The 23,064-nt window shown below is 63.9% G+C and carries 19 protein-coding genes and 4 tRNA genes; 4 read left to right on the plus strand and 19 right to left on the minus strand.

What is annotated here, in order from left to right:
- Nucleotides 1-33 precede the first annotated feature (33 nt).
- The 10 genes from AC5PZ0_RS14185 to AC5PZ0_RS14230 form a co-directional block, all read right to left on the minus strand.
- Entirely contained in the window at nucleotides 34-1,164 is a 1,131-nt protein-coding gene (locus AC5PZ0_RS14185) for a lactonase family protein (RefSeq protein ID WP_493855225.1), read from the minus strand.
- Nucleotides 1,130-1,420 (minus strand): DUF5629 family protein, encoded by a 291-nt coding sequence (locus AC5PZ0_RS14190; RefSeq protein ID WP_027596702.1) that lies wholly within the window; start codon nucleotides 1,418-1,420, stop codon nucleotides 1,130-1,132. The genes AC5PZ0_RS14185 and AC5PZ0_RS14190 overlap by 35 nt, the downstream gene beginning before the upstream one ends.
- A gap of 148 nt (nucleotides 1,421-1,568) precedes the next feature.
- Complete coding sequence (locus AC5PZ0_RS14195; protein WP_027596703.1) at nucleotides 1,569-3,944, minus strand: efflux RND transporter permease subunit; 2,376 nt, start codon at nucleotides 3,942-3,944, stop codon at nucleotides 1,569-1,571.
- A gap of 20 nt (nucleotides 3,945-3,964) precedes the next feature.
- Nucleotides 3,965-4,990 (minus strand): WD40/YVTN/BNR-like repeat-containing protein, encoded by a 1,026-nt coding sequence (locus AC5PZ0_RS14200; RefSeq protein ID WP_493855226.1) that lies wholly within the window; start codon nucleotides 4,988-4,990, stop codon nucleotides 3,965-3,967.
- A 284-nt stretch (nucleotides 4,991-5,274) separates the two neighbouring features.
- Nucleotides 5,275-7,932: an aminopeptidase N gene (pepN, locus tag AC5PZ0_RS14205; RefSeq protein ID WP_493855227.1), complete on the minus strand. Its 2,658-nt coding sequence runs from the start codon at nucleotides 7,930-7,932 to the stop codon at nucleotides 5,275-5,277.
- Nucleotides 7,933-7,945: 13 nt separating this feature from the next.
- Nucleotides 7,946-8,776 (minus strand): DUF2797 domain-containing protein, encoded by an 831-nt coding sequence (locus AC5PZ0_RS14210; protein WP_454242294.1) that lies wholly within the window; start codon nucleotides 8,774-8,776, stop codon nucleotides 7,946-7,948.
- Nucleotides 8,773-9,033 (minus strand): YeaC family protein, encoded by a 261-nt coding sequence (locus tag AC5PZ0_RS14215; protein WP_051099822.1) that lies wholly within the window; start codon nucleotides 9,031-9,033, stop codon nucleotides 8,773-8,775. The genes AC5PZ0_RS14210 and AC5PZ0_RS14215 overlap by 4 nt, the downstream gene beginning before the upstream one ends.
- A gap of 13 nt (nucleotides 9,034-9,046) precedes the next feature.
- Nucleotides 9,047-9,934 carry a rhomboid family intramembrane serine protease gene (locus tag AC5PZ0_RS14220; protein ID WP_027596708.1) on the minus strand — a complete coding sequence of 296 codons (888 nt, stop codon included), beginning with the start codon at nucleotides 9,932-9,934 and terminating at the stop codon, nucleotides 9,047-9,049.
- On the minus strand, nucleotides 9,931-10,902 hold the full coding sequence (locus AC5PZ0_RS14225; RefSeq protein WP_027596709.1) for a metallophosphoesterase: 972 nt from the start codon (nucleotides 10,900-10,902) through the stop codon (nucleotides 9,931-9,933). The genes AC5PZ0_RS14220 and AC5PZ0_RS14225 overlap by 4 nt, the downstream gene beginning before the upstream one ends.
- The gene (locus AC5PZ0_RS14230) at nucleotides 10,902-11,792 is read right to left on the minus strand and encodes an NAD(+) kinase (protein WP_027596710.1); all 891 of its coding nucleotides are present in this window, start codon (nucleotides 11,790-11,792) and stop codon (nucleotides 10,902-10,904) included. The genes AC5PZ0_RS14225 and AC5PZ0_RS14230 overlap by 1 nt, the downstream gene beginning before the upstream one ends.
- Before the next feature lie 88 nt (nucleotides 11,793-11,880).
- On the opposite strand from AC5PZ0_RS14230, the gene AC5PZ0_RS14235 reads away from it, so the two are divergent.
- On the plus strand, nucleotides 11,881-12,816 hold the full coding sequence (locus AC5PZ0_RS14235; protein ID WP_493855228.1) for a DUF1853 family protein: 936 nt from the start codon (nucleotides 11,881-11,883) through the stop codon (nucleotides 12,814-12,816).
- 137 nt (nucleotides 12,817-12,953) lie between these two features.
- Nucleotides 12,954-13,499 carry a cytochrome b561 gene (gene cybB / locus AC5PZ0_RS14240; protein WP_099430082.1) on the plus strand — a complete coding sequence of 182 codons (546 nt, stop codon included), beginning with the start codon at nucleotides 12,954-12,956 and terminating at the stop codon, nucleotides 13,497-13,499.
- Here cybB and AC5PZ0_RS14245 read toward each other — a convergent pair.
- Nucleotides 13,490-14,383, minus strand: coding sequence for a 1-aminocyclopropane-1-carboxylate deaminase/D-cysteine desulfhydrase (locus AC5PZ0_RS14245; protein ID WP_493855273.1), 894 nt, complete (start codon nucleotides 14,381-14,383; stop codon nucleotides 13,490-13,492). The two genes, cybB and AC5PZ0_RS14245, sit on opposite strands and share 10 nt — an antisense overlap.
- A gap of 78 nt (nucleotides 14,384-14,461) precedes the next feature.
- On the minus strand, nucleotides 14,462-16,498 hold the full coding sequence (locus tag AC5PZ0_RS14250) for an oxidoreductase (RefSeq protein WP_493855229.1): 2,037 nt from the start codon (nucleotides 16,496-16,498) through the stop codon (nucleotides 14,462-14,464).
- Nucleotides 16,499-16,688: 190 nt separating this feature from the next.
- On the opposite strand from AC5PZ0_RS14250, the gene AC5PZ0_RS14255 reads away from it, so the two are divergent.
- Together AC5PZ0_RS14255 and AC5PZ0_RS14260 are read left to right on the plus strand one after the other, a co-directional pair.
- Nucleotides 16,689-17,807 carry a nitrilase-related carbon-nitrogen hydrolase gene (locus AC5PZ0_RS14255; protein WP_027596715.1) on the plus strand — a complete coding sequence of 373 codons (1,119 nt, stop codon included), beginning with the start codon at nucleotides 16,689-16,691 and terminating at the stop codon, nucleotides 17,805-17,807.
- A 4-nt stretch (nucleotides 17,808-17,811) separates the two neighbouring features.
- Nucleotides 17,812-18,852, plus strand: a complete 1,041-nt coding sequence (locus AC5PZ0_RS14260; RefSeq protein WP_027596716.1) for an AraC family transcriptional regulator — start codon at nucleotides 17,812-17,814, stop codon at nucleotides 18,850-18,852.
- Between the two features lie 230 nt (nucleotides 18,853-19,082).
- Here the strand turns inward: AC5PZ0_RS14260 and AC5PZ0_RS14265 are convergent, their stop codons facing one another.
- From AC5PZ0_RS14265 to AC5PZ0_RS14295, 7 genes are all read right to left on the minus strand, one after another.
- The gene (locus AC5PZ0_RS14265; protein WP_493855230.1) at nucleotides 19,083-19,931 is read right to left on the minus strand and encodes a DUF2242 domain-containing protein; all 849 of its coding nucleotides are present in this window, start codon (nucleotides 19,929-19,931) and stop codon (nucleotides 19,083-19,085) included.
- A 189-nt stretch (nucleotides 19,932-20,120) separates the two neighbouring features.
- Nucleotides 20,121-20,197, minus strand: a tRNA-Asp gene (locus AC5PZ0_RS14270).
- 140 nt (nucleotides 20,198-20,337) lie between these two features.
- Nucleotides 20,338-20,414: transfer RNA gene (locus AC5PZ0_RS14275), tRNA-Asp, on the minus strand.
- A 101-nt stretch (nucleotides 20,415-20,515) separates the two neighbouring features.
- Nucleotides 20,516-20,592, minus strand: a tRNA-Asp gene (locus AC5PZ0_RS14280).
- A gap of 92 nt (nucleotides 20,593-20,684) precedes the next feature.
- Nucleotides 20,685-20,760 (minus strand) — tRNA-Val (locus AC5PZ0_RS14285).
- A 321-nt stretch (nucleotides 20,761-21,081) separates the two neighbouring features.
- The gene (locus AC5PZ0_RS14290) at nucleotides 21,082-21,855 is read right to left on the minus strand and encodes an SDR family oxidoreductase (RefSeq protein ID WP_027596718.1); all 774 of its coding nucleotides are present in this window, start codon (nucleotides 21,853-21,855) and stop codon (nucleotides 21,082-21,084) included.
- The gene (locus tag AC5PZ0_RS14295) at nucleotides 21,852-23,063 is read right to left on the minus strand and encodes an O-succinylhomoserine sulfhydrylase (RefSeq protein ID WP_099430085.1); all 1,212 of its coding nucleotides are present in this window, start codon (nucleotides 23,061-23,063) and stop codon (nucleotides 21,852-21,854) included. Before AC5PZ0_RS14295 ends, AC5PZ0_RS14290 begins: the two co-directional genes overlap by 4 nt.
- Nucleotide 23,064 lies beyond the last annotated feature (1 nt).

Raw genomic sequence — 23,064 nt, forward strand, 5'->3', positions numbered from 1 at the left:
GAACGCCCAAAAACGAACGCCGAACACCTGGCGTCACTCGATGAACTTCAGGTCCGACGGCGCAGCCTGCGGCAGCGTCTGTACTGTCTCACCGAGCTTGCCGCTACGCGGGTCACGGCGCATGACCACGATCTGGTCACTCTTCTGGTTGGCCACCAACAGGAAGTTGTCGCTAGGGTCGAGGGTAAATTCCCGAGGGTGATCGCCCTCCACCGAACGGCGTTGCAAGAACGCCAACTGGCCATCGTCCTTGCCCACGCTGAAGGCCACGATCTCGTTGGCCGTGCCGCGATTGCTCACGTACAAGAAGCGCCCATCCGCCGACAGGTGCAGGCCGCCAGCGGCCTTGGCCGCAGCGTCCTGGTGGTCCGTCAGGGGCAGACGCTGGCGCTCGACCAGGTTGCCTTCCTGGACGTCGAACACCACCACCTCGGCGCTCATTTCCAGTGTCAGGTAGGCGTGTCGCCCCTTCGCGTCGAACAGCAGGTGACGCGGGCCGCTGCCCGGCGGCAGGGCCACCGACGCCGGTATCGCCGGCGTGAGCGGGTGGTCTGTGCTGGCACCGTCGTAACGGTAGATGAACACCTTGTCGGCGCCCAGGTCGCAGGCATACAGGTGCTGGCCGTCCGGCGACAGCACCAGCGAGTGCACATGGGCGCCGGCCTGGCGTTCGGGGTTTACGCCGCTTGGTTTATGGCGGGCTTGCTGCACCACGTCCTTGAGCTTGCCGTCCTTGGCCACCGGGATCACCACCAGGCTGCCGCCGGGGTCTGGCTTGACGGCGTAGTTGGCAACGAACAGGAAGCGCTGGTCGCGACTGAGGCTGGCGTGGGTCGGCTCATCGCCTCGGGTGGCCACCTGGTTGAGCGGTTTGATCTCGCCTTTGCGGCTCACGCTGAAACTGCTGACGTGGCCTTGCGCGGTTTCGTTGACTGCGAACAGTTGCCGTTGGTCGGCCGAGAGCACCAGCCAGGAAGGGTTCTCGCTCTTGACCACCTGTTGCGGCGTCGGCGTGATCTGGCCTGTCTTGCTGTCGAACAGGTAGCGGTAGATGCCTTGGCTCTGGCCATCGGTGTAGCTGCCCACCAGCAGCGTGGCGGCGTGGGCGTTGATTGTCAGGCTCATCAGGCTAGCGGTCAGCAGGCTCGTCCAGATCCGGTTCATCGTGGTCTTCATCCGGGGCGCGAAAGGCACTCATACAGACTAGACGATGCTCGCCCTGGGCACCGTTGAGCGTCCACTCGTCGCCCGTGGCGGTGGCGGCAGCGATCTGCTCGGGGGTGAAGTTCCAGCGACGCAGCTGGCGGCCGTCCATGCATTCGACGGTCAGGCCGGTTTCGTTGGACGTGAAATCGAAGGCGTGCAGGCCATCGATCAGCAGCATGTCGCAGGTTTGGAGGGCGGTGGCGAGGGGGGACATGAGGGTACCAATTTGAAATGTGGCGGCAGTATAACCCTGGGGCTGCTCTGCAGCCCATTCGCAGCACAAGGCTGCTCCTACAAACATCACTCAACCCCTGTAGGAGCAGCCTTGTGCTGCGAATGGGCCGCAACGCGGCCCCCAGCAATCAATGGGCAAAAATGGACCCGCCCTCCTTGCCCACCATCTTCTCAGGCTTGATCAGGAACCGCGCCAGCGCCGGCAACAGCCACAGCGCACCGAACATGTTCCACAGCAGCATGAAGGTCAGCATCAAGCCCATGTCGGCCTGGAACTTGATCGCCGAGAAGATCCAGGTGCACACACCAATGGCCAGGCATAACCCGGTGAACAACACCGCCTTGCCGGTCGAGCGCAGGGTTTCGTAATAGGCTTCCTGCAACGGCAGGCCTGCACGCAGGAAGCTTTCCAGGCGGCTGTAGATGTAGATGCCATAGTCCACGCCGATGCCCACACCCAAGGCCACCACCGGCAACGTCGCAACCTTCACGCCAATGCCCATGTAGGCCATCAGCGCATTGCCCAGCACCGAGGTCAGCACCAGCGGCAGGACGATACACAGGGTTGCGGCAAACGAGCGGAAGGTGATCAGGCACATCACCGCGACGCAGATGTACACCAGCACCAGAATGGTCAGTTCGGCCGACTTGATCACCTCGTTGGTGGCTGCCTCGATCCCGGCGTTACCGGCTGCCAGCAGGAACTGCAGGCCCTCTTTGTTGTGGCTGTCTGCAAAGGCCTTGGCGGCGGCAGTGACGCGCTCCAGGGTCTCGGCCTTGTGGTCGTTGAGGAACACCAGCACCGGTGCCAGTGAGCAGTCGGCGTTGTACAGGCCGTCGGCGCGGGCGATGGAGTTGTTGAGGATGTCCGGGTTGCGCGACAGGGTCTCCCATTTCAGGCTGCCCTCGTTCATGCCCTTGATCACCTGCTTGGACACGGTCACCAGCGAGATCGCCGACTGCACGCCCGGGGTGTTCTCCATGGTCCACATCAGCTCGTCTATCGGCGCCATGGTCGAGTGGATCGAGCAGCTTTCCGATGGCGTCTTGACCATGATCACCAGCACGTCCGAGCTGGTCGAATAGTTGCTGATGATGAAGTTGTTGTCCTGGTTGTAGCGCGAGTCCGGGCGCAGCTCTGGCGCGCCCTGGTCGAGGTCGCCGATTTTCAGGTTCTGGCTGTACCAGAGGCCACCGGCGAACATCACCAAGGCCACGGCAACAGACACCGGCGCCACCTTGGCACTGGCGAAGTTGGACAGCAGGCGCCAGAACGGGTGCTCGCGGGTCGCGTCCTTCTTGCTGCGCTCGACCGCCTTCTTGCTGATGCCGACATAGGAAATCGCCACCGGCAGCAGGATCAGGTTGGTAAAGACGATCACCGCGACGCCGATCGAGGCGCCGATGGCCAGCTCGCGAATGACCCCGATGTCGATGATCAGCAGGGTGATGAAGCCCACTGCGTCAGCAAGGATGGCGATCATCCCCGGCAGGAACAGCTGGCGGAACGTGCGCCGGGCAGCGGTCAGTGCGTTGTCGGCGCCACTCGACTGCAAGGCGATGCCGTTGATCTTCTGCACCCCGTGGGAAATGCCGATGGCGAAGATCAGGAAGGGTACCAGCATCGAATACGGGTCGAGGCCGAAGCCCACCGCATGCATCAAGCCCAGCTGCCAGACCACCGCCACCAGGGTGGTGATGAGCACAGCGATGGTGCTGCGGATGCACCAGGTAAACCAGTACAGCAGCACCCAGGTGATGCCCAGGGCCACGCCGAAGAACATCGCCACCATCACCAGGCCGTCGATCAGGTCGCCGACCTTCTTGGCGAAGCCGACGATATGGATCTTCACGTTGGGGTTCTGCGCCTGGAACTTGTCGCGGATCTTCTCTTCGAGCAGGTGCGAGAACTGCTGGTAGTCGAGCTTGACCTGCTTGCCTTGGTCCTGCGGGTCGGGGTAGCTCTCCAGCAGCGGCACATCGACGATGCTGGACTTGAAGTTGTTGCCCACCAGGCGCCCGACCTGGCCGGACTTGAGCACGTTGTCGCGCAAGGCATCGAGGCTTTCGGCCGAGCCGTTGTAGGTATTGGGGATCACCTCGCCACCGGAGAAGCCCTCTTCGGTCACCTCGGTCCAGCGCACGCTGGGGCTCCACAGCGACTTCAGCCCGGCGCGGTCGACGCCGGGGATGTAGAACACCTCGTCATGGATCTGGCGCAGGGTCTCCATGTAGTCCTTGTCGAAGATGTCACCGTTGACCGCCTCGACCGAAATACGCACGGTGTTGCCGAGGTTGGCCAGGTCGTTGCGGTGCTCCATCATCTGTTCGATGAACGGGTGCTCAAGCGGGATCATCTTCTCGAAACTGGTCGAGGGGCGGATCTGCGTGGCCTGCCAGAACAGGAAAATGCTGACCAGCACGCACAGGGCGATGACCACGGGGCGGTTGTTGAAGATCAGGCGTTCGAGCAGCGTGGCCTTGTCCTGGTGATGCGGGTGCATGGTGATGCTCTCCCTGCTAGTCATGGACGCGCATCCTTGGCAGCCTGGTCGGCGCCTTCGGCGGTGGCCAGGTGCACGCCCCCCTGCCCCACCAGCAGCAAGCCGCCGGTTGTCAGGCCGGTGACGCCGGCCAGGGCGATGCGGTCGGCACGGTTGTAGACGCTGAAGGTTTGCCCGTCGTCATGGCTGCGCAACACGCTGCCGCCGTTACCGACCAGCACCACGCTGCCATCCTCGACAAGCGTAGCGCTTGCCAGGCCGAATTCGAGCGTGCCGCGCGCGGCCTTGAGTTCGATCGGCTGCCAGCTGTCGCCGAAGTCGGTAGAACGGAACAAGTTGCCGCGCAGGCCATAGGCCAACAGCGTATTAGGCTGGGCGGTGCCCACCACACCGAACAGCGAGCCCTCGTAAGGGCCGTCGACCTTGGCCCAGGTCTGGCCGTTGTCACCTGAGCGGAACATGCTGCCCTGCTCGCCGACGATGAACAGGCCGGCGTCCTTGATTACGGCGATGCCGTTAAGGTGCAGTTGGTCGGCGTTATCCAGGCGCTCGGCAACGTCCTGCCAGTGCTGGCCGCCGTCGGTGGTTTCCAGCAGTGCGCCATAGGCACCCACGGCAAAACCGTGCTGGGCGTCGAGGAAGGTGACGTCGAGCAGCGGGGCTTCGCGGGACAGGTCTTCGAATTGCTTGCTCCAGGTCGCGCCGCCATCGGTACTGGCGAGGATCTGCGCATCGTGGCCGACAGCCCAGCCGCGCTTGTCGTCGAAGAAGAACACAGCGGTGAGCAGTTGCCGGGTGGGTACCCGGGCCTGGGTCCAGGTCTTGCCCTGGTCGTCGGAGAACAGGATATGACCGCGATCACCGACCACCACCAGACGCTTGCCGGCCTGGGCGGCGTCGATCAGCAGGCTCTGACTGGCCTTGGCCGATTCGGTGGAGTATTCGTCGGCAGGCGCCGCTTGCGCGGTGTCCGCCCACATCCCAAGTGCCAGCGCCAGCACCGCGCCAGCCGCCAACGGCCAGGCACCACGCCTAACCTGCGTCATCACACGCTCCCTCATGACCGTCCCCTGTTGTGTTCTTCTTGGTGGGTCTGTGCGTTGAAAAGCCTGTGTTAGAGGCTTGTGGGAATCGTATCGGGGAAGGCTAAAGAATTACAACGAACGGGACGTTATGTTTTGTTAACCGCCCAAAAGCCGGGGCCGCTGTGCGGCCCATCGCAGGCAAGCCAGCTCCTACAGGTACAGCGCCGCCCTTGAACTGTGCGCTTTACCTGTAGGAGCTGGCTTGCCTGCGATGGGCTGCACAGCAGCCCCTGGATCTGCCAGGCTCACGCCAAGCTCTTGCTCACCACCTCATACACATCACTGGACAGCGCCCCAGAAGCCAGAATCCGCTCCAGCTCACCCTTCATCAACGCCTGACGCGCGTCGTCGTACTTGCGCCAGCGGGTCAGCGGGGCCAATTGACGCGAGGCAATCTGCGGGTTCAGCGCATTCAGCTCGATCACCAGGTCCGCCAAGAAGCGATAACCCGAACCATCGGCCGCATGGAAGTTGACCAGGTTCTGCCCGGCAAACGCCCCCACCAACGCCCGCACCTTGTTCGGGTTTTTCAGGGTGAACGCCGGGTGCTGCATCAGCGCCTTGACCCGGGCCAGCCCGCCTGGCAGCGAACTGGCGGCCTGCACGCTGAACCACTGGTCCATGACCAACGGGTTGTCCTTGAAGTGCTCGGCGAAGGTTTCCAGCGCCTTGGCCCGCTCGGCTTCGAACGGCGAGTTGACCAGCACCGCCAGTGCGGTCAGGCGCTCGGTCATGTTGTCGCACTGGTCGAACTGCTCCAGGGTCGCCTCCAGCACCTGCGGCTTGCCGCTCTGCATCAGGTACGACAGGGCGATGTTCTGCAGGCTGCGGCGGGCGAAGTGCTCGGCCGCGGCGACGTAGGCCGTGCTGCGCGAGACCTCGCGGTGCGCCTGGTAGCGGGCCCACAGGCCATCGAACAGCTGCTCGGCGATCTGCTGGCGGGCGAACTCGCGGGCGGCGTGAATGGCATCGACGTCAGCTACCTGGCTGATTTCGGTGAGGTAGGCCTCGCCCGGCAGCGAGAGCATCTCGGCGACCATGGCGGCGTCCAGCGATTCGTTGCCCAGCACGGTACCAAGGGCGGTGATCAGGCGCGGGTCGAGCTTCAACGCTTCGCCACGTTGATGCTGGCCGATCAGCTCCTGCAGCACCTGCACCGACAGCTGTTGGCCCGCTTCCCAGCGGTTGAAACCATCGCTGTCGTGCTGCATGAGGAACATCAGCTGGTCGCGGTCGTACGGGAAGCTCAACTTCACCGGCGCGCTGAAGCCTCGCAGCAGCGAGGGCAGCGGCTTGGCCGTGAGGCCTTCGAAGGTGAAGGTTTGCTCCGCCTCGGTCACCGACAGCACGCGGCTGGTGACGCCAGCCGCGGCTTCACCCGCCAGGCGCAGCGGCAGGTCGTTGCCTTCGGCATCCAGCAGGCCCAGCTCGACCGGGATCACGAACGGCAGCTTCTCGGCCTTGTCCGGGGTCTGCGGGCAGCTCTGGCGGAAGGTCAGGCTGTAAGTCTGGGCGCCTGCATCATAGGCTTCGCTGACCTCCAGGCGCGGCGTGCCCGCCTGGTTGTACCAGCGTTTGAACTGGGTCAGGTCAACGCCGTTGGCATCTTCCATGGCCTTGATGAAGTCGTCGGTGGTCACCGCCTGGCCATCGTGGCGCTCGAAATACAGGTCGCTGCCCTTACGGAAGCCCTCGGCCCCCAGCAGGGTGCGGACCATGCGTACAACCTCGGCACCCTTTTCGTACACAGTCAGGGTGTAGAAGTTGGAGATTTCGATGAAGCTGTCCGGGCGTACCGGGTGGGCCATGGGGCCGGCATCTTCGGCGAACTGGTGGGTCCGCAGGTAAGCGACGTCTTCGATGCGCTTGACCGTGCGCGAGTTCATGTCGGCGCTGAACTCGGCGTCGCGGAACACCGTGAAGCCTTCCTTGAGCGACAGCTGGAACCAGTCACGGCAGGTGACCCGGTTGCCCGACCAGTTGTGGAAGTACTCGTGGGCCACCACGCCTTCGACACGCTGGTGGGCGGCGTCGGTGGCGGTTTCGGCCCGGGCCAGCACGCAGCTGGAGTTGAAGATGTTCAGGCCCTTGTTTTCCATGGCGCCCATGTTGAAGTCGTTGACCGCGACGATCATGAAGATGTCCAGGTCGTACTCGCGGCCATAGACTTCTTCGTCCCAGCGCATGGACTTCTTCAGGCTGACCATGGCGTGGTCACACTTGTCGATGTTCTCGGGTTCGACGTAGATGCGCAGGGTCACATCGCGGCCCGACTGGCGCACGAAATTGTCCTCGACGCACCAGAGGTCACCTGCCACCAAGGCGAACAGGTAGGCCGGTTTCATGAACGGGTCTTCCCACGTTGCCCAATGGCGGCCGTCTTCTGCCGGCCCGCTGCCGATGGGGTTACCGTTGGACAACAGCACCGGGTAGCGATGCTGCTCGGCGATCACCGTGGTGGTGAAGGTGCTCATCACGTCCGGGCGGTCGAGGTAGTAGGTGATCTTGCGGAAGCCCTCGGCCTCGCACTGGGTGCAGAACATCTTGCCGGACTTGTACAGGCCTTCCAGCGCGGTGTTGCTCTCGGGGTGGATCTTCACGCTGGTGTCGAGGGTGAAACGCTCGGCCTTGGGCTGCACGGTCAGGCTGTCGGCTTCGAGCTGGTAATCGCTCGCCTGCAGCTCGACATCGTCCAGCGAAGCGCGCAGCAGCTCAAGCTGCTGGCCGTCGAGCACCAACGGCGGCAGGCCGGCACCGCGTGCCGGGTTGCGGCGCATGACCAGTTGCGCATGGACCAGGGTGTGGTCCTCGAACAGCTCGAAGGTCAGGTGCGTCTCGTCGATCAGGTACTCGGGCGCCTGGTAGTCCTTGAGGTAGATCACTTGCGGTTGTTCGGTACGCATGTGCAGGTCCTTTTTACTGGAGCACGGCCAACTGGTAGGCCGTGTACTTGCGAATGTTGATCACGCCGGTGTCGAAGATCAGGTACTGGCCCTTGATGCCCAGCAGCGTGCCTTCCACTACCGGGTTCTTGTCCAGGTTGAAGCTGACGATCTTCGTCGGGTAGGCCTCGACCGGGTAACGCATTTGCACCACTTCGGCATCCGGCAGCGGCTGGATCGCCTGCAAGCCGAAGCGCGCTTGCAGCTCGCGCAGGCCGTCGGCGCAGGCATCGAAGATCTGTTCACGAATGGCCACCAGGTCCAGCGCCTCGGCGTCACCCTTGAGCAGAGCGCGCCAGTTGGTGCGGTCCGGTACCTGGCTACGCAGCACGTCTTCGACCAGGCCCGATTGCTGGCGGGTGGCCACGCGCATGATCGGTAGCGCCTGGCTGGCACCCTGGTCGAGCCAACGGGTGGGCAACTGGGTGGCGCGGGTGATACCGACCTTGACCCCTGACGAGTTGGCCAGGTAGACGACGTGGTCGGTCATGCAGAACTGCTCGCCCCAGGACGGTTCGCGGCAGGTGCCGGCATCATAGTGGCAGCGTTCCGGGGCCATGATGCACACGTCGCACTGGGCCAGCTTGGTCATGCACGGGTAGCAGTAACCCTGGCTGAAGCTGGTCTTGGTGCGCTTGCCGCAATGGCTGCAGTGAATGGCGCCGAGGTACTCGAGGCGCAAGCGCTGGCCGATCAACGGGTTGACCGGCACCTGCTCTTCACCCAGGCGAAAGCTGTATTGCACGACCGGTGCTTCAAGGCGCACCGCCATCTTGCTCAAAGAGCCACGAGCGAGTTCGATCAATGTACCGAGTCCGACTTGAACAGAATGTTAGCGATTGGCGCAGACTTCGAGGCGCACTCTTGCGGCCCCATGTAGCCGGTACGCTGGTCTTCGGGGAGGTTTTTCATTTCCCAGGCGATCACCGCCTGCAGCGACAGCTCTTTCTGCTCGGCAGTGAGCTTGCGGCCATCGGACCATTTGCCGATTTCCACGGCCGTTTTCAGGCTCTCGTAGATCTCGGGAGTAATGTTTTCGATCATTTGCGCGAAAGTGGACATAGCGTCTCCTAATTCAAGCCGACAGTTTACGCCGGGCCATGCCGCCACCCAAGAGCCCTGTCAGGCATCCGATGAGCAGGCCGCCGACGTGGGCGGCGTTGGCGATTTGGCCGAAGCCGAGCTGGCCGACCACGCCGGTCAGGCACACCACCAGCCAGATGAGCATCATCACCAGCACGCCCTTGGGCAGGTTGAAATGCGGGTTGGGCGCCAGCCACTGGTACAGCCAGATGTGCCCGAGCAGCCCGTACAGCACCCCAGAAAGGCCGCCGAACAGGCTCGCGCCACTGGTGTAGTGCTGGGCCAGGTTGGAAACCAGGCTGAACAACAGGGTCAGGCCCAGCAACAGCCATGGCCCCTGGCGCAGCTCGATGCGTTTGCCCAGTTCCCAGTACCACAGGCTGTTCATGGCCAGGTGCAGCACGCCGAAATGCAGCAGCATCGGCGACACCAGGCGCCACCATTGGCCTTCGGCGAGGCCCTGGGCCAGTGGGGTGAAGTACAGGTAGTCGCCCTGCACGCGGAAGTCGAGGAAGGTGAACCAGCCAATGGTCGAGAAGTTGTCGCCAAGGCCGGTGATGCCGGCAACGATGAAGCACAGCAGCAGGACAGCGGCGGTGACCTTGCAGGCTTTGACCTGGTCTTTGAGGGAGGGTTGTGTGGGGGCACTCGCGGCTGAATCCCCTTCCACAGGGGCCTGCGCAAGCTCAAGGTCGGCGTTACCGTCGGGATAGCGCTGGTAGAGTTGCAGCACATCCTGGGCCAGCGTGTCGGGGGCCCACAGCACCTGGACTTCACCTTCTTCACTGACCCGGTGTGGCACCTGCAAGCGTTGCAGCAGGTGCACGAAGCCGCTGAGGTCGACCGACAGCGGCAGGCGCATCACTTCGATTATGTTCATTGATTGGCCTGTGGGCGGTCGACGTCGACCCAGACGAACTTGTGCGGGTCGATACGGGTTTCATCATCCAGCCGATAGGCGACCAGCTTGCCGTAAAGCACCGCGCTGTAGTCGAGGCAGGCCAGGTTGTCGCGGATCGGCGCCGGGCGGCCGCTGCGCCAGTAGTGGCCGACGAACAACAAAGGCTCGTCCTCGGCATAGCGCAGCAAGGCGTTCTTCTGGGTATGGCTCAGTGGCGTGCTGGCGACGGCTTCAGGCAGCGCATCGGGCTGGAACACGATGTCGCCATAGGTTTGCGGGTCTTCTTCCCAGAACTTGGTGCGGAAGAAGGCGCGCGTCAGGCCATCGCCACCGGTCAGGGTCAAGCCGTCCGGCAGGCGCATGTCGGTGCCCCGCAGCAGGCGATTGCACACGGTGGCGGCAAAGCTGCCGGGCACGGCCGAGGCCTGGATGAAATGTTCGTCGATGCGCCCGTCCGGGTATTGCTGGCGCAGCGGCTCGATCAGCCGTGGGTCCCAGCAGGCATGCACCAGGCGGAAACGCCCGGCGTCGACGAACAGCGGCAGTTCGTAGAACCAGTTGACGAAGTCATGCCAGTCGCCGGGGTGGTGGGCGAACTGCGTGAGGGTCTCGTCAATCAGCCGGGCGTGGCGTGGCGTGTGTTCGCGCACATGGGCCTTGCCGCTGCCGGGCAGCGCCGGGGTGACCCAGCCCAGGGCGTTGTACTCATGGTTGCCCATGATGCAGAACGCCTGGCCGGCCTCGACCATGTCGTGGACGATGTGCAATGCCTCGCGGATGCGCGGCCCACGGTCGACGATGTCGCCCAGGAACAATGCCTGGCGCCGCGGGTGACGCCAGACGCCGGCCACGCGCTTGTAACCGAGGGCGTCGAGCAAGCGTTCAAGGGTCAGCGCACAGCCATGCACGTCACCGATGATGTCAAAACTTCGCGCCGGATCGAGCATCAGTCGTCCCTGCTTCCAAGGCGGCTGCCCCAGCCGAGTTTGGTACGGCACACTTCGTAGTAGTTATGGTCCAGCGGGTGGATCAGGCGCAGCTTCTGCGGTTTCTTGCTCACCGTGATGGTGTCGCCAGGGGCGCAGGTGAAGTGGTTCTGGCCGTCACAGGACACCTGCGGGTAAATCTGCAGGTCCTTGGCCACGACAATCTTCAGTTCGCTGTTGCCGTCCACCACGATCGGCCGGCCCGACAGGGTATGCGGGTACATCGGCACGATGACGATAGCGTCGAGCTTGGGGTGCATGATCGGGCCGCCAGCCGACAACGCGTAGGCGGTCGAGCCGGTCGGGGTGGCAACGATCAGGCCGTCGGCCTTCTGGCTGCAGACGAACTGGCCGTCGATGTAGATTTCGAACTCGATCATCCGCGTCGACTTGCCGGGGTGCAAGACCACGTCGTTGAGCGCGTCGCCCTGGCCGATGGCCTCGTGGTGACGGCGTACTTCGGCCTGCAGCAGGAAGCGGTTTTCCACCAGGTAGTGGCCGTCGAGCACTTCGGCGACCTTTTCTTCCAGCTCGTCAGGGCGGATGTCGGTGAGAAAGCCCAAGTTGCCGCGGTTGATGCCGAGCACCGGGATGTTGTGCCGGGCCAGCGCGCGGGCGGCGCCGAGCAGGCTGCCGTCACCGCCGACGACGATGACCAGGTCGCAGACCTCGCCCAACAGCTTGCGCGTGGACGTCTGCAGGCCGTGGCCGGGCAGGACTTCGGCGATGGTGTCCTCGAGGATCACGTGCAGGTGGCGCTCGAGGAGGAATTTTTTCAGTCGGCGAATGGTGTCGAGCACCTGCGAGCTGCCAAGGCGTCCGATGATACCGATATTGCGAAATTGCTCCATGGGGCTCCTGCGAGGCTCTGCGGCGGGTGACTATGCGCCGATTATGGGCGAAACGACCGGGTAGCGGCAAACCGGCTATGCTCGCTGGATGATGCCTTTCGCCGAACTCCACGACTTGCCTCGCCAGTTGCGCCGCCCTGCCGTGCGCGACCTGGCCTGGGCATTGCTGTCGCCCCCGCTGCTGAGCGCCCCGCCCTGCCCCCAGCGCCACCCGTTGGCCGGCAGCGCCTGGGCCGATGATCCGCAACGCCTGAAGGCCTGGCTGCTGGCCCTGGATGCCGACGAGCAAGCGCTGCGCGACAGGCTGGCGCGCCTGACCAGTCGGCGGCTGGGCCTGTACTACGAATGCCTCTGGCAGTTCGCCCTGGGCCAGGCGCCGGGCCTTGAGTTGCTGGCAGCGAACCTGGCGATACGCGCAGGCGGGCAGACGTTGGGTGAGCTGGACATTCTGCTGCGGGATGACGAGGGGGTGCAGCATTTCGAGTTGGCCATCAAGTTTTACCTGGGGCCGACCCACAGCAATGGCCGAGACCCGACGCAATGGCTTGGCCCAGGTTGCCATGACCGGCTGGGGATCAAACTGGCGCACCTGACTGGGCATCAGTTGCCGATGTCCAGTGGCGCACAGAGCCGCGCGGCCTTGGCCGGGCTTGGCGTGCAGCAGGTGCAGGCGCATCTGTGGCTGGCCGGTTACCTGTTCTACCCCTGGCCTGGGCAGGCAGAACCGCCCGAGGGGGCCAACCCACTGCACCTGCGCGGGCGCTGGTTGCGGCGGCGGGATTGGTCGATGGCCACTGGCGAACGCTGGCAGCCTTTGCCCCGCGATGCCTGGTTGGCACCGGCGCGGGTCGAGGCGGATGAGTGCTGGACGGCACTGCAGTTCGGGGCCTGGCTGCAGGGGCTGGATGAGCATGCGCCGGCGCAGATGCTGGTCAGGCTGGAGCAAGAAGCCGAGGGTGCCTGGCATGAAGTGGAGCGGGTGTTTTTGGTGGCTGATTGCTGGCCACTTTTGCCCACGCGATGATTGCGCCCGCGAAGAGGCCGGTACAAGCAACACAATTTTCACCGACCTGGAGCAAAGATTGGTTCCCTCAAGCGGATACAGTGAGTGCTGAGCGTCACCAAGAGCGCCACTTCAAGACCTGATGACGAGGATCCTCCATGGTTTCATCCACCCCCACACAACATTACGCGCGCCTGTCTATCGCCCTGCATTGGCTGATGCTGGTGCTACTGGCCGTCGTATACGCCTGCATCGAGTTTCGCGGCCTGTTCCCCAAGGACAGCGCCGAGCGCAACCTGATGAAGGACCTGCACTTCATGCTGGGCCTGACCGTGTTCGTGCTGGTCTGGCTGCGCCTGGCCGTGCGCCTGAGCCGCCCCACCCCGCCCATCCTGCCCAAGCCACCGGCCTGGCAGACCGGCCTTGCCCACCTGATGCACCTGGCGCTGTACCTGCTGATGATCGGCCTGCCCCTGGCCGGCTGGCTGATCTTGAGCGCCGCCGACAAGCCAGTCCCCTTCTACGGGCTGGAACTGCCGCACCTCATCGGCGCGGACCCAGACCAGGCCAAATTCATCAAAGGCTGGCATGAACGCATCGGCAGCTGGGGTTACTGGCTGATCGGCCTGCATGCATTGGCCGGGCTGTATCACCACTATGTGCAGCGCGACAACACGCTGCTGCGCATGCTGCCCTACAAATAACCGCGCCGGCCTTGCAGGCCGCCGGTATGCAGCACGATCAGGCGGGTGCCGGGCGCGAACAGGCCGGCCTCGACCTGCTCGCGCAGCGCCAGCAGGGCCTTGCCGGTGTAGAGCGCTTCCAGCGGCACGCCTGTGTGCCGCTCGCAAGCGTCGATGAACGCCAGCAGTTCGTCGTCGATCCGAGCGAAACCGCCTCGGCAGGCATCATGCAGTTGATAGCCACTGCCGCCGGCCAGATCCCTCACAACGTCCGGCACGCCGTGATCGCGGGGCACCGCCAGCGCGCCGTGCACGTCATGCGCGCCCGCCTCTTCCAGCACCAGGCCGGCCAACGTTGTACCGGTACCCACGGCCAGCCACCAGGCGCTGTAATCGTCCCAACCGATCTCGGCCAGTTGCGCGCGCGCCTGCGCGACGATCAACCCGCAACCCTGCGCGCCGGCCAAGCCGCCGCCGCCTTCGGGAATGCAGTGCCAACCAGGGTAACGTGCCTGCCAGGGTTGCCAGAAACCCGCCTCATGACGGGCGCGGTAGCCACCATAGCCGAGCCAGTGCACGTGCATGCCCAACGCCTGCAGATCGCGCACGGTGGGCGTGTCCTGGGGGTGGCCACGCAGCAGGCCGGCCGTGGCGAAGCCAAAGCGTTTGCCGGCAGCGGCCAGGGCATGAAGGTGGTTGGAGTGGCTGCCGCCGAGGCTGATCAGGCCAGGGGCACCTGATTCATGAGCGTGCTGGAGGTGGTGGCGCAGCTTGAACCCCTTGTTGCCGCTGATCAGGGGGTCGATCAGGTCCAGGCGCAGGATGGCGACTTCGACCTTGGCGTTTTGTAGCCAGGGCAGGTTCAAGGGGTGTAGAGGAGCCTGGGGCAGGTCGAGAAAATCGATAGACATGGAACGGGGCCTGAAGCGAAGGCTTCAGTTTATCAGCGAACATCGGGGGCCGCTTCGCGGCCCCCGGCTATCTCAAAGCTCGGCAGCCAACCGCGAGCCTTGGTTGATCGCCCGCTTGGCATCCAGCTCGGCCGCCACATCCGCGCCACCAATCAAGTGCACCGACTGGCCTGCCGCCAGCAAGCCTTCTTGCAGCTCTCGCAGCGGCTCCTGCCCGGCACAGATCACCACGTTGTCCACCGCCAGCAATTGCGGCTCACCGCCACCGACCCGAATATGCAAGCCGGCATCATCGATACCCAGGTACTCCACGCCGTTGAGCATCTGCACCTGCTTGTTCTTCAGCCCCGTCCGGTGGATCCAGCCGGTGGTCTTGCCCAACCCGTCGCCAACCTTGGACTGCTTGCGCTGCAGCAGATACACCTGGCGTGCCGGCGCGTGCGGCGCAGCCTTGATGCCGGCCACACCACCGCGGGCCTCGAGCTGGGTGTCGATGCCCCACTCTTTCCAGAACGCCTCGCGGTCCTGGCTGCTGGCCACGCCCTGGTGCACCAGGTATTCGGACACATCGAAACCGATGCCACCCGCGCCAATCACCGCGACAGCCTGGCCGACTGGCTTACGCTGGAGCAGCACGTCCAGGTAGCTGAGCACCTTGGCATGCTCGACCCCCGGTATCGCGGGCGTACGCGGCGCGATCCCGGTGGCCAGGATAACCTCGTCGAAGCGGCCGTCCACCAGCGCCTGTACATCGACGCGGGTGTTCAGGCGCAGGTCTACGCCAGTGCTGCTCAGCTTGTTACGGAAATAGCGCAGGGTCTCGAAGAACTCTTCCTTGCCCGGCACCCGCTTGGCCACGTTGAACTGCCCGCCGATCTCGCCAGCGGCATCGAACAAGGTCACCTGGTGGCCCCGCTCGGCGGCCACGGTGGCGGCAGCCAGGCCGGCCGGGCCAGCACCGACAACGGCAATACGCTTCACGTTGCGCACAGGCAGGTAGTTGAGTTCGGTCTCGTGGCAGGCGCGCGGGTTGACCAGGCAACTGGTCAGCTTGCCGCCGAAGGTGTGGTCCAGGCAGGCTTGGTTGCAACCGATGCAGGTGTTGATCTCGTCAGCGCGCCCAGCAGCGGCCTTGTTGACGAAGTCCGGGTCGGCCAGGAACGGCCGGGCCATCGAAACCATGTCGGCATCGCCTTCGGCGAGCACCGCCTCGGCCACTTCCGGGGTGTTGATGCGGTTGGTGGTGATCAGCGGAATGCTCACGGTGCCACGCAGCTTGGCGGTGACCTTGCTGAACGCCGCCCGCGGCACTTTGGTGGCGATGGTCGGGATACGCGCTTCGTGCCACCCGATACCGGTATTGATCAGGGTCGCCCCCGCCTGCTCGATGGCCTTGGCCAGCAGCTCGATTTCGTCCCAGGTGCTGCCCCCTTCGACCAGGTCGAGCATCGACAGGCGGAAGATGATGATGAAGTTCGGGCCCACCGCGCCGCGCACACGGCTGACGATCTCGACGGCCAGGCGCATGCGGTTTTCATAGCTGCCCCCCCACCTGTCGGTACGGTGGTTGGTGTGGGCGGCCAGGAACTGGTTGATGAAGTAGCCTTCCGAACCCATGATCTCGACGCCGTCATAGCCGGCCCTCTGAGCCAGCGCGGCGCAATTGACGAAGTCGACGATCTGTTTCTCGATGCCTGCTTCGTCCAGTTCTTTGGGCTTGAACGGGTTGATCGGCGCCTGGATCGCGCTGGGCGCGACCTGGCGCGGGCTGTAGGCATAGCGCCCGGCATGGAGGATCTGCAGGCAGATCTTGCCGCCAGCGGCATGCACCGCCTCGGTCACGATGCGGTGCTTGTCGGCCTCTTCCTCGGTGCTGAGCTTGGCAGCGCCGGAATAGACGCCGCCCTCGTCATTCGGAGCGATACCGCCGGTGACCATCAGGCCGACGCCGCCACGGGCGCGCTCGGCAAAATAGGCCGCCATGCGCTCGAAGCCGCCGGGGCGTTCTTCAAGGCCCGTGTGCATCGAGCCCATCAGGGTGCGGTTGCGCAAGGTGGTGAAGCCCAGGTCAAGCGGTGCGAGCAGGTGCGGATAACGGTCGGCAGCCATGGAATGTCCCCATGTGGCGTGATCACGGAATGCGGGTGCCTCGCCAGCTGGCGGGCCCCGTCGTTTATCTGCCACTGACATTAAACAGCTGTTTGAACAGCCTCAATGATCGAAACTGACAACTTATTGATCCTCCCGTACAGCAGGGCTACCCTACACAACTCCAACTTCCAAGGCGCTGTACCGCTTCATGCGAAAACTTCTGGCAAGCGCCCTGGCGCTGGTGATGATTGCCGCCCTGTGCGGCTACGGCTTCTGGACCCAGCAGCGCCCGGAAGGCCACTACCTTTCCGACCTGCGCATCGAGCTGGCGCTCAACCATGGCGTGCCCGGTGAGCGAGGCAATTTGCTTGGCGTCGAACCGCTGCTCTACCCCAGTGACTACCAGAACCTGCAACGCCTGCACCGCAAGCTTTCGGCCTATTTGCAGCAGGCTCGCGTACAGGGGTTGGTCGGCCCACGTACGGTGGTGGTGCTGCCTGAGCACATCGGTACCTGGCTGTGGGCACGGGGTGAAAAGAACGAGCTGTACCAAGTCACGCAGAGCCGCGAGGCCTTGCAATGGCTGGAACTGAGCAACCCGCTGCGCTATGGCCTGGCCATGCTGCGCGCCAACGCCGACGACTGGCGCAGCGACGCCCACCTGCGCATGAAGGCGGAGCAGATGGCCGCCGATTATCAGCAGTTGTTCGGAGGCCTGGCCAAGGAGTTTGGCGTCACCTTGGTGGCCGGCTCCATCGTGCTGCCGGCCCCCTATGTCAAACAAGGCGTGCTGCACGCCGGCAATGGCCCGCTGTACAACAGCAGCGTGGTGTTTGCCGGCGACGGCTCGCTGCTGGGCCAGCCACAGCGTCAGCAGTACCCGGACAGCGAAACGCGCCGCTTCATCCATGATGGCCGCCAGCAACCGCTGCAGGTGCTGCAAACCCCGGCCGGGCGCCTGGGCGTGCTGGTCGGCAGTGACAGCTGGTACCCGGAAAACCACCAGCAACTGACACAACAATCCGTGCAATTGATCGCCAACCCGGTATTCCTCAGTGGCAAAGGCAGCTGGGAGGCGCCATGGCGTGGCAATCGCCATCAGGACGCGGCGGCCGAACTCGCCCTCAAGCGTGGCGAAGTCAGCGAACAAAACGCCTGGCAACGCCTGACCCAGGCCGCTGGCGAAGACGTCAGCAGCATGAGCGTGTTCATGCGTGGGCAGTTCTGGGAGCAGGCCAGCGATGGCCAGGGCTTCGCCCATCAGTCGGGTCAACTGCTGGCGGGCAACCCCAGCCATGGCGCCCGCCTGCTGAACCTCTGGTTGTAACCCCGTGGCCCGCCCCCGCGTGCGCCTGGGTGATCTGTCGGTAGGGTTTGTCCAGCCACTGGCCGAGGCCCTGCGCGTGCTGGGCCACGACCCTGCGCCCCTGCTGCAACGCTATGGCCTGGATGCGGCACGCCTGGCCGAAGCCGGAGCACGCCTGTCGATCCCGCGTTACATGCACCTTGGGCATGCCGCCATCGCGCTGTGCGCCGAGCCGGCGCTGGGCCTGCACATGGGCCGGCTCAGCCGCCTGGCGCATGCAGGCCTTGCGGGCATTACCGCGGCCCAGGCGCCCACCGTGGGCGAAGCGGCGCGCACCTTGTTGCGCTTTGAGCCGCTGTACGCTGCCAACTACCGGGGCCACTCGCGCTTTCAGGAAGATGCCCAAGGCGCCTGGCTGCGGTTTTACTCCATCAGCCCCTACAACACCTACAACCGCTTCGTGGTCGACTCCCTGCTCGCCGGCTGGCTGGCGCAACTGGGCGACCTGGCGGGGACTGTGCTGCAGGCCGAACGGCTTGAAATTGAATTTGCCGCGCCGCCCTATGCCGCCCAATACCAGGCGCTGTGCAGCACCCCAGTGCAGTTCGGCGCCGACGGTAATCAACTGCGCCTTAGCCGCGCCACCCTGCAGATGGCCAACCCGCAGCATTGCCCGAGCACCTGGCAGCACCTGCTACAGCTTTGCGAAGCGGAGTTGCAGCAGCGCACGCGGGTGCGCAGCCTCGGTGAACGCATCACGCACCTGCTCGGCCCGCTGCTCAATGGCGGCCGCGAGCCGGACCTGGACGAAGTGGCGCTGAGCCTGCAGTTGCCGACCTGGACATTGCGGCGCAAGCTGGCCGAAGAAGGGACGCGTTTTCGCGACGTGTTGAACGAGACACGGCGCGACCTGGCCGAAACCTACATCCGTGACACGGAGCTGGCTTTCGGCGAAATCGCTTATCTGTTGGGGTTTGCTTCGGCAGAGGCTTTCCAGCGCGCATTCAAGCGCTGGACCGGCCTCACGCCGGGGGAGTTTCGCCGCAGTCAGCGGCAGGCCGGCTAAAGCTCGGTGGCGTCGTCGGCGGGTTCCGGGGGGTCCAGTTCGTATGCCTGGAACTCGAGCAGCTCTTCCTGATATTCATCCATTGCCCTGCGTCCTCTTTTCTCATTTGTCTTCGTAGATGTCGCCTTCAACCTAAGCAGGTTGGGTGAAGGAATGATGACAAGCTCATGAGAAGTAAACGTAGCAGGTATCGACGGCGTTATCGCCGCCTGTCTGTAACAGGGAATGTGTCAGAGCGCCGCGGGTGCGGGCTCTGCAGGCTGTGCCTCTTGTTGCACCTGGATAGGCGCAGGTTCGGCGGGCGGCGCTACAGGCTGCGACCCCTGGCTGTCATTTGCCACTGGCGCCGCTGGCACTTCGCTGGCGGGGGCAACGGCGGCAGCTGCAGGCGTGCTTTCAGCCGCTGGTGTGGCTTCAGCCGCAGGCGTTACGGGAGCGGCCACAGGCGCTGCAGCCGCCTGCTCCGGCAGCCCCAGGTCTACGGCTGGCTTTTCAACCTTGGGTGCGGGCGCCTCAGGCTCGACTTTGGCCTTAGCCTTGCTGGCCTTTTTCGGCTTCGGCAGATAGCTCTCTACCAGTGCGAAGTAACGGTCGTAGAACTGCGCCGCCGTCACCGTCTCACTGGCGACCTTGACCATCGAGTCATCACTGGAGCCTATCGGCATGGACACCGAACCCAGCACGCCCACGCCAAGGCTGGCGGAAGTGTTGGATTTCTTCAGGCTGTAGCGGTCCTGCAGGGCGTTGGCGAACATGGTCGAGCGCTGCTCGTCGCTCACGTCGGGTGCGCAGGTAACGTTGAAGCTGATCTGCAGGTGGTTTTCGCTATTCTGCTGAAAGCTCTTGTTGCCGGTCACCTGGTTGGCGCCGCTGCTGGTAATGATGTAACCCTGGCTGAGCAAGGCGCGGCGAGCGGCCTCGCAGGAGCCGGCATCGGTCACCGGGAAGCTGCGCGAGAAGGTGCCCGAGTCATCGAAGTTCTCGTGTTCGTAGATGGCAGCTTTTTTCGAGGAACAACCGGTCACGCCCGCCAGCACCAGGGCCAGCCCGAGCGCACCAAAGACGGATGATCTGGTCATTGCGAATTCCGGGTAAGTCGAGAAGGTGCCTATTGTGCATCACTGCGCACGGGCACTGAAACCGTTCATCCGTGAAGAGTCTGTCAGCTTCGTGTAAATGTGGACTGGCGGGACGTTAAAACGAAAAAAGCGACCCTAAGGTCGCTTTTCACGTTGCTTCGAGGCGTTCAAGGGGCCTCGAGGCGAAGATGGCGCAGCGGACGGGACTCGAACCCGCGACCCCCGGCGTGACAGGCCGGTATTCTAACCGACTGAACTACCGCTGCGTATCGCTTGGGCTTGCGCCCAGTTGAAACCTGTTGCCTGCTTACTGGCCAAGGGCACAGTGAAGTCAGGCACAAAAAAAGCGACACGTTGATCGCTCTTTTTGTTGCTTCGAAGCGTTCAAGGGGCTTCGAAGCGAAGATGGCGCAGCGGACGGGACTCGAACCCGCGACCCCCGGCGTGACAGGCCGGTATTCTAACCGACTGAACTACCGCTGCGTATCGTTCAGGCTTGCGCCCGATTGAAACTGGGATCGACCTCAGGCATATTTGCCTTTCGGTCTCAGACCGGTGCAAGGCACCCATCTGTTACTAAAAAGTGGCGCAGCGGACGGGACTCGAACCCGCGACCCCCGGCGTGACAGGCCGGTATTCTAACCGACTGAACTACCGCTGCGCATAGTGACTTACGTCGTGGCTTATCAGGCCTTGTTCCTCTCTGGCTATCTGCTTCTTTCGAAGCTTCCTGCACCAGGAACGCTCAGGAATTGGTGGGTGATGACGGGATCGAACCGCCGACCCTCTGCTTGTAAGGCAGATGCTCTCCCGGCTGAGCTAATCACCCCCGCGATGTTGCTTGTTGCGTTTGCTTCGCTGAGGCCGCGAAATTTACGCAGGTACCGATGCTAAGTCAATACCCCCATTGAATTTTTTTTCAAAAAGGGCAAAAAAGAGGTTTGCCAGTGCGAGGGCAATGGATCGATCCCGCCTTCACTGTAGGAGCAGCCTAGTGCTGCGAAGAGGCCGGTGAATGCACCGATGATTCAGCATGAGCTCACGGCCCTCTTCGCAGCACAAGGCTGCCCCTACCCCAAGTGGTCGCGCGATGATTAATCGCTGGAAACAAGAAGGGGACCTTTCGGTCCCCTTCTTAACATCTGACAGCTCAGGTGTAGATCATCTTGCGGGTCATGCCGCCATCGACCACGAACTCCTGGCCGGTGACGAAAGCCGCTTGGCGCGACAACAGCCAGGCCACCATGGCCGCCACGTCTTCCACCGTCCCTACCCTGCCCGTCGGGTGCTGGGCATGGTCGGCATCGGTCAACGGTTCGGCACGGCGCTGGGAAGGGTCTCGTGCATCGATCCAGCCCGGGCTCACCGCATTGACGCGGATCTCCGGGCCCAGGCTCATGGCCAGGGCATGGGTCAACGCAACCAGGCCGCCCTTGCTTGCCGCATAGGCTTCGGTGTCCGGTTCGGACTGCCGTGCCCGGGTCGAGGTCAGGTTGACGATCGCCCCGTTATGCGCACGCAGGTAAGGTGCGCAATGCTTGGCCAGCAGCATCGGGCCATTGAGGTTGACCGCCAGTACGCGGTTCCATTGCGCCAGGCTAAGGCTTTCCAGCGTCTGGTTGTGCGGGTTGGCGATCGCCGCATTGCACACCAGCGCGTCGAGCCGACCGAACTGCCCCAGTACCTCGGACACCCCGGCACTGACCTGCGCCTCGTCGGCAACGTCCATGGTGATGAACCAGGCGTTGTCACCCAACGCCTTGGCCACCTTGGCCCCGCGTGGGCGGTCAAGGTCGCTGAGCACCACCTGCCAGCCTTCGCAGATCAACCAGGCGGCAATCCCCAGGCCGATGCCGCGAGCGGCACCGGTCACCAAGGCTACCCGGCCGTTATGGCCTGGCTTACTGCCGCTGATTTCAATCACAGTGCCGCCAACCCACGCGCGAGGTCTGCCTGCAGGTCGGCCACATCTTCAAGGCCCACGGCAACGCGGACCAGGCTGTCGCGGATACCCGCTGCCTCACGCTCCTGCGGCGACAAGCGGCCGTGGGAGGTGGTGGCAGGGTGCGCGATGGTGGTCTTGCTGTCACCCAGGTTGGTGGTGATCGAGATGACCCGCGTGGCATCGATGAAGCGCCAGGCGCCCTCTTTGCCGCCCTTGACCTCGAAGCTGACCACCGCACCAAAGCCGCTCATCTGGCGCTTGGCCAGTTCGTGCTGCGGGTGGCTAGGCAGGCCGGCGTAATGCACCTTCTCGATGCCGTCCTGCTGCTCCAGCCACTCAGCCAGGTGCTGAGCGCTCTCGCAGTGCGCACGCATGCGCAGCTTGAGCGTTTCCAGGCCCTTGGTGAAGATCCACGCATTGAACGGGCTGAGGGTCGGGCCTGCGGTACGCAGGAAGCCCACCACTTCTTTCATCTGCTCACTGCGCCCAGCCACCACACCGCCCATGCAACGGCCTTGGCCATCGATGAACTTGGTTGCCGAGTGGAACACGATGTCGGCACCCAGCTTGAGCGGCTGCTGCAGTGCCGGGGTGCTGAAGCAGTTGTCCACCACCAACATGGCGCCACGCGCGTGGGCGACCTCGCTGAGGGCAGTGATATCGACCAGCTCGGCCAGCGGGTTGGACGGCGACTCGACGATCAGCAGCTTGGTATTGGCCTTGATGGCCTTTTCCCAACCCGACAGGTCGACCAGCGGCACATAGTCCACCTCGACGCCGAAGCGCTTGAAGTATTTCTCGAACAGGCTGATGGTCGAGCCAAATACGCTCTGCGACACCAGCACATGATCACCGGCGCTGCACAGCGACATGACCACGGCGAGGATCGCCGCCATACCGGTGGACGTCGCCACTGCCTGCTCGGCGCCCTCCATGGCCGCCAGGCGTTCCTCGAAGGCACGCACAGTCGGGTTGGTGTAGCGCGAGTAGACGTTACCCGGCGTTTCGCCAGCAAAGCGTGCAGCCGCATCGGCGGCCGTACGGAAAACATAGCTGGAGGTCAGGAACAGCGCTTCGCTGTGCTCGGCCTCCGGTGTACGGTTTTGCCCGGCGCGCACCGCCAGGGTGTCGAAGCCGACACCCTCGAGGTCACTGTCCAGTCGTCCGGCATCCCATTGATCCGTCATG

This window comes from Pseudomonas sp. 5.2 (assembly GCF_059025405.1).

Bases quoted from the DNA above. Each gene is read 5' to 3' on its own strand.
- AC5PZ0_RS14195 (WP_027596703.1), bottom strand. From the start codon at position 3,944: ATGCACCCGCATCACCAGGACAAGGCCACGCTGCTCGAACGCCTGATC.
- AC5PZ0_RS14250 (WP_493855229.1), bottom strand. From the start codon at position 16,498: ATGGCTGCCGACCGTTATCCGCACCTGCTCGCACCGCTTGACCTGGGC.
- cybB (WP_099430082.1), top strand. From the start codon at position 12,954: ATGGTTTCATCCACCCCCACACAACATTACGCGCGCCTGTCTATCGCC.
- AC5PZ0_RS14200 (WP_493855226.1), bottom strand. From the start codon at position 4,990: ATGACGCAGGTTAGGCGTGGTGCCTGGCCGTTGGCGGCTGGCGCGGTG.
- AC5PZ0_RS14215 (WP_051099822.1), bottom strand. From the start codon at position 9,033: ATGTCCACTTTCGCGCAAATGATCGAAAACATTACTCCCGAGATCTAC.
- AC5PZ0_RS14255 (WP_027596715.1), top strand. From the start codon at position 16,689: ATGCGAAAACTTCTGGCAAGCGCCCTGGCGCTGGTGATGATTGCCGCC.
- AC5PZ0_RS14225 (WP_027596709.1), bottom strand. From the start codon at position 10,902: ATGCTCGATCCGGCGCGAAGTTTTGACATCATCGGTGACGTGCATGGC.
- AC5PZ0_RS14220 (WP_027596708.1), bottom strand. From the start codon at position 9,934: ATGAACATAATCGAAGTGATGCGCCTGCCGCTGTCGGTCGACCTCAGC.
- AC5PZ0_RS14185 (WP_493855225.1), bottom strand. From the start codon at position 1,164: ATGAACCGGATCTGGACGAGCCTGCTGACCGCTAGCCTGATGAGCCTG.
- pepN (WP_493855227.1), bottom strand. From the start codon at position 7,932: ATGCGTACCGAACAACCGCAAGTGATCTACCTCAAGGACTACCAGGCG.
- AC5PZ0_RS14295 (WP_099430085.1), bottom strand. From the start codon at position 23,063: ATGACGGATCAATGGGATGCCGGACGACTGGACAGTGACCTCGAGGGT.
- AC5PZ0_RS14190 (WP_027596702.1), bottom strand. From the start codon at position 1,420: ATGTCCCCCCTCGCCACCGCCCTCCAAACCTGCGACATGCTGCTGATC.
- AC5PZ0_RS14265 (WP_493855230.1), bottom strand. From the start codon at position 19,931: ATGACCAGATCATCCGTCTTTGGTGCGCTCGGGCTGGCCCTGGTGCTG.
- AC5PZ0_RS14235 (WP_493855228.1), top strand. From the start codon at position 11,881: ATGATGCCTTTCGCCGAACTCCACGACTTGCCTCGCCAGTTGCGCCGC.
- AC5PZ0_RS14230 (WP_027596710.1), bottom strand. From the start codon at position 11,792: ATGGAGCAATTTCGCAATATCGGTATCATCGGACGCCTTGGCAGCTCG.